The following is a 6,270-nucleotide window of genomic DNA, read 5'->3' on the forward strand; positions in this document are numbered from 1 at the left end:
CTTACACCTCCATTGTCGTGTCGATAACCAAATTCAGCACATCTTCTGCAATTTCATACTTTTCATATTTAAACCCTAGATCATCCATGATCGCTTCCGCAGCTTTTACCTGCATCAGGTATTTGGTTGCAGAACTGGAATTTAATTCATTGTTTTCTTTTAAAAACTCAATGTTGCGCATTGCGTCCATGCGGGAGGATTCGGCATAAACAGCGTTTTCAATAAAATCATATTCGCAGTCTACACATTCACTTAAATCAATATTGATACGCATTGAGCATTGAGTATTAGTACAATACATCCCAGGAGCAATAGCATGTAAGTGTTCTTTTCCGTTGGTCAATCGATCTATCCAGTAGTCAATTGATAGCTTGCGTTTGCTTACTCCATCTTCAAAATAACTTTCACCTTGGCGACTAATTTCAGCAACTGCTGCTTGACCTTTACCACCTGCGATACGCTTACCATTCGCCATTTTTTGATATATGCGAGCAAATATCTCAGCTTGTTGTGTGACACGTTCTTTTTGTATTTCGCTGTATAGTTTTTCAAATGAATAGGCATTTCGGGCATACCATCGCGTCATCGCCATCGACAAATGCGAAAATTGCTGCTTCAAGGCAGGGAAAGAACACAGCTCATATCCAATTAGGTAGTATGCGAGGGAGCGCCGTGTCTGATGTGGAGAGAAGTGAAATTTATCGCCCTGATTAAAAGATGTTTGGGTTGGGTCTGAGGTCTGTAAATCCGCCATATCTTCGGCTGTAAGTGTAAAATCAAATTTATCGCGGTTAAACGTCGTATTAATTACAGTGTGCAATGCGCTCTTTCCTATAGGGTTGGGAAAAGCGATGTCCTTCAAGTTTGCAAACATTCGATGATTATATTTCTTTTCAAATCTTTTGCGATAGGGCGTATTAATTGCATTCAGCATATGGAATGCTTTCCAGCCAGCTTGCGTGGTTACAAACGTGTCATTTTTGGTTTGACTACTGAGCGTAATCTTTGATTGACGTGTAGTTAAAAAGTCAATGGTTTCCTTGCCAGTTTCCGACTCACAGCCATTTTTATCGAAAGTCATTCTTTGTGCACCGTAAACAGGGCTTATTTTGTACAGCTCGTCTACGCGCATTCCAGACAATGCCAGACAAAGCCATGAGGATTCTGTATTTAGGCTCTTCAAATATCGCCTAAAATCACCCCAGCCATAATAAGTGTTGCCAATGTGTGCTCTGAAACTTCTAAGACGTTCTCCGCTTATTTGAATGCGGGGTTGAATAGATGTAAATATTTGCATCCACCGAGAATCCTCACCTTTATCCACTAAGGTTATTCCATTTTTGTTGAGCGCCTGCGTAAATTGTTCCCATGGTTTTACGTAGCTGTCACTAGGTTTATGGCCATAGCCTTTTCTAATCCTCAGGATTTTTCTTTCTAATTCATTCTCATAAAGCGAAATCATCTGCTCAACAGCTTGTTCTATTTCATCTCTTAACCCGTAGGCTTTTACGATGTCTTCACTGTACTCTTTTAATGCCGCAAAATAGATTCGTGGGGGAATCACCACTTTTCCGTTTTGCGCATCAGAACTCACGTTATGTATCTTATGGGTTTGATGTGAAAAGTTGACCTTGAAAGGCAGCAGCCCTTTCAAGTGGACAAGGTTATTCAACCCTATAAAACAATAGCTTCTAGAAATATCATACCATCCCTCAGAAACCAAAATTTCTAAATATTCTTGATTCAATTCCTCAAACGAATTGATGCCACGTTTGATTAGCTGAGCAATATCCTTTCGAAGAGAGTTTTTTTTATTATTAATTGAAGCCAGTTCTGTATGTTTAACAGAAAACCACATCTCTGCTAATGCTACGCACTTCATTTGATTAAGCATGTGACGCCCTTTTTGATGAAGTACAATGACATTTTCTTCTTGCTTTGGCTCAATGTTAAAAATCAAGTTCGCGATCCCACTCCCTTTGTAGTCAGAATATCTAAACGCCCATATATCCTCGCCAAACAAGATGGTCTTTTTTTGATCTTGATAGACCACCATTTTATTTAACTCTTCCCAATCGCCTCGCAGTAGTGCAGGGAGAAGTTCCTGTTGTAAATAGTCGCCTCTATCACCAATCGAACGCATGGTATCTAAGGTTGAATCCATATCTTGTGAGTTTTCAAAAGACAGCATAGATATAGTCCTTATAGAAATTGGGAAATGGAAGATAACGAGTTGAAAAGTGGATAACGCCCTTTTTCTTCGAGCAAATACTCAGCTTGTTCAATGGTTTCTAATGGGAGGCCGTCAAGGTTAGCTTGAAAGCGATTTATCTTTAATTGAATTACCGAAGCGCGTTCTGGGTATTGGTCAATAGCTTCACTTAACGCATCGAGAAAGCTCAATAGTTTATAAATAGCGTAGGGATCATCAACGAGTTTGGCACTTCTGCAAAAGACACAAAGATCGTATTGATAGCAGGTAATATCTTGACCCTCTTCAATAATCCCTTTTTTTTCTGCGAACTTGCGTGCTGCATAGTGCCAATCTTTCTCGGACACCGAATCGATTTCCCCGTCGCAGCTAATGCCATTGGGGTTTGTAGGAGCATTACGTTGTTTCCAAACATCGTATTCTAAGATGGGAATTTCCAATTCTTTCTTAACTGATTCTATAGCTTCACTGCGGCTCTTACCTTGGGCTATGTAGACTAACCCCATCATCCCTTGTGACATTTGCCTGTTGTTTGAAACAGGGTGACCGTTGGGGTAATGTCTTTCCGTTGTTTCAATATTGTGCTGCAAAATTTTTCGGGCTGTCCACCCTTTTTCTTCTGCTTTATACTCTAAGTTAGAATGAGTAATACGAATCCTACTGGCGGTAATATTTAGAAAGTAATCACCGCGACCAATACCACATAAATTTAATAGAATTTTGCGAATCGGAACCTCACCCTCTGACCACTGATAAGTAACATGCTTACCACCCAGCGGTAGTAAGTACGGCAGTCTGGTTGTTGAACTCCCCCCACCAAAACCATAATTTTTTCTAGGTAAAGGGTTTCTGGTCGCAGCATAACGTTCGACCAATTGAAGAAAATGTCTGTATTTAGCTGCAATAATGAACTCACCTAACGAGCCATCAGCGTATTTGAAAGAAACGGTGATCGCTCCATCGAAATCTTTCTCTGAATAATTAAGTGGTATCAGCGCGTTCCGCAGTGAAACATCAGTCATACATGACAGCGCTGCGTAAGCAATCGGCATTGTTCTTATTGTTACAACTTGCTTATTAAGAACGGTGACATTTGATTCCATCGTGTGTACACCATCATCTCGTTTAATCTTGTTAAACGTGGTCATCTTTTGATCTTCAACAATGTCGGTATAGGTTTTTACTAGATGGTCGATCAAATCAGCTCTGCTCTCAGAAAGCAAATTTAGGTTCTTTGATAATTGGAATGAAGCTCCAGATACATCAACTTTTCCTTTATCACCTTCGCTATTGAGGAAATATATCAGAGTGTCATAAGGGTCTTCGCTGTAGGTTTTCGAGAGGAGTTCGAGTGCTCGAAGAAAGGTGATTCCGTCAGCTTCTCCGACAGAGTCGCGCTTATTGATGTCAGCGACAATAAACCCAGCTTCATCGTCTTTGGCTTCGGGATGAGAGTTTTCCTCAGTGCCTGAAAATAACGCTTTTACATCTTTTGAAGCGCGGCCTTTATAAGCGCGGACTTGAGCAACTTTTGATGTCCGACCATCTTTATTTGGCGTAACAAATTTAATTGGGTGGCGAACTTGTCTAATCACTGAGTCGTTAAATGCAGTGTAATAGGCAAACAGAGTGTAAGCTGCTGCCATACATTGATTAAAAGGACTCGCTAAGCCATCTAACGCTGAACAATTTTTTCTCCCAAGTGTAATCGTGATGTCACGGTTATCTTTTCTTTCAACCACAATATTATCGAGGTGTTGAGGTGGTGGAGAATCAGGATTTTCTTCTTTATATGCAATAAGTTGAGTTGCCAAAGAGAAAAAGAGAAGCTGAGTGCGTCTAACTAGTGCATACCATTCTCTTGATGTATAAGGTTGTGTAGCAAAATCTACAATCTCACCATTAAAGCTCTTGAGCGTGGCTTGCATGTCTGACACATCAAAACCAAGTATTGGAAGTAGCGAGTCGAGATTCATCTTTTTTTGAAGAGCTGAAAATTCCAACAAACCAAACTCTTCGCCATTATGATACTGAAACTGATATTTTTTAGGCTCATTAGCAATATCAACTAAGCGCCGTAACTCTCCAGAGTTACCAGCGTAAGAAAGGTATCCAGCCTGACTAAAAGGGGCGAACTTCTTAATGTCGCAAAATGCTATATAAGCCTTTAAGGCGCTTAATTTAACCACTAGAGACCATGCATTGGTTTCATTTTTCTTCTCTTGATCAACCCATCTTTTTAGCTTTTGCATTTTTTCTAATCGAGAGGGTTTAGCTAATGGTTTTTTTGGATCACACTGTTCATGACACCAATAAAGAAAATTGTGTTTTGTGCTGTTCAGCTTCCCTTCTGGCCGTATATCAACGTTCAAATCTAATGAAGTAACATTATTCTTAGTAATCGGCGGAGTGGGTAATTTATTTTGATTTCTTGATGCTGCTAATCGACTTTTGGCCATGTAATCACCTCAACGATTGTTGTGCGAATTCATTTTTACGCTGAGAGAATTCCAACCATGTTTTATTGTCATTCATATAGTTAACGTATTTTTGTGTGGTAGATGTGCTTTCATGCCCCATCAAATCAGCCAACTCCTGTAACAAGGCTTCGAAGGGCTTAGCTGTTTCCATGTGTTTGCCGTACAGCCAGTCGGTTGCGAAAGTGGCACGTAAATCATGAGAGGAAAAATAAATATCAAGCCCACAGTGTGCTAAATCGTTACGGATAGTTTCCACATACTTTTGAATGGTGTTTGGAGCATAGATATTGCCATTTGATTTTACGAATAAGTGGTTATGGCGAAGTAGTCCGTTTTGAATAGCCTTCTTTCTCGCCTTACTCAATTTGTACTCGTACAGCAGTTCCATAACCTTAGCTGGGATTTCAATTGATCTGTTTTTTTTAAATTTGGTTAAACAACCGTTAATGTTCTCACCAATTTGCACTTTAACTACTTTAGCTTTTGGCTTGTCCACGACAGAGGCTGGAAATGTTATCAATTCCTCCAATCTCAATCCCGTTTCAGTCTTTACGTACAGCATGAGGGCTTTAGTATCAGTCGAGTTTCCAACATCAAGGTATTTATAAAGCTCTTGCTTTTCATCTTCACGAAGTGGATTAAGCTCTCTGAGATCAGCTTCTTGAGGTTTTTTGATGCTTTTAAATGGTCTAGTGAGACCTGTGGTATATACAGTAATCTTCTTACTGTGATAGCGGTTAAGATGTGAGAGCATTTCATGCTGAGATCTCTTTCCTTTGCTGCTTATGCGAACAGTCTTTGCCTTAAACTCAAATGGTCGAAAGGTTTTGCTGATTGAAATGATCCGCTGGCGATGAAGGAAGATGAAGTAATTAACAACTTTCAAAACATAGTTAGAAGCTGTACTTGGAGAACCACCAACTTTTCCATTTTCATCCCTGGTATAAAGGTTCTCCAGTAAATAGTCTCGATATCTCACGATTGGACTTTCCTCTACCTTGTCGGTGCAGTCATATATTGTTAACGGACATTTTTTATCAACCAGCAGTCCTGTCCTTGGGTGAGTATGTTCGGGGATTTCCGTATTCAGCCACCGATAGAAGCTCAATAGCGCAACTGCATGAGATTGAATTGTTTTATCTGAGGATATATCAGGGTCTGCCAACAAAGAGTGAAGATATAGATTAACCGGCACCACATTGATGCCATCGAGATCTATTAAAATTGGAAGTTCATGAGCAAACGGTTTTGAGTTATCCCTAACGTCATGGATGATTTCGTCAGTGTCAGGGTGTGGCTTACTGATAAATGAGGGATATTTATCACTATTAATCCATATAAGACAGTAGTCAAAACCGAAGTCATCTGGAAACGACTTATTCTGCTCAATCATATTAACACCTAAATCATCCGTTATTCACACTGATAAGCCTTGCCCCAAGGGGTACGCGTTCATCCATCTACTTTTTCAAGATATCCAGACAAACAGTAAAACTGTAACTACCTCTCTTCTCTTCGTCTAATTTATTTATCATGAAAAATTCCAACATGTGGCATCTAAAAAAATTCCCAACTGTA

The 6,270-nt window shown here is 39.8% G+C and carries 3 protein-coding genes; all 3 read right to left on the reverse strand.

All coding sequences use genetic code 11. The features are described 5' to 3' along the window. Position 1: 1 nt before the first annotated feature. The 3 genes from KFE26_RS20180 to KFE26_RS20190 are packed head-to-tail and all read right to left on the reverse strand — an operon-like array spanning position 2 to position 6,085. Positions 2-2,191 (reverse strand): integrase, encoded by a 2,190-nt coding sequence (locus KFE26_RS20180; protein ID WP_212601517.1) that lies wholly within the window; start codon positions 2,189-2,191, stop codon positions 2-4. Between the two features lie 11 nt (positions 2,192-2,202). Further along, positions 2,203-4,671, reverse strand: coding sequence for a hypothetical protein (locus tag KFE26_RS20185; RefSeq protein ID WP_212601518.1), 2,469 nt, complete (start codon positions 4,669-4,671; stop codon positions 2,203-2,205). Between the two features lie 4 nt (positions 4,672-4,675). Further along, positions 4,676-6,085 (reverse strand): site-specific integrase, encoded by a 1,410-nt coding sequence (locus KFE26_RS20190; RefSeq protein ID WP_212601519.1) that lies wholly within the window; start codon positions 6,083-6,085, stop codon positions 4,676-4,678. Between the last annotated feature and the right edge of the window lie 185 nt (positions 6,086-6,270).

This window comes from Shewanella sp. M16 (assembly GCF_018224605.1).
Taxonomy (GTDB): domain Bacteria; phylum Pseudomonadota; class Gammaproteobacteria; order Enterobacterales; family Shewanellaceae; genus Shewanella; species Shewanella oncorhynchi.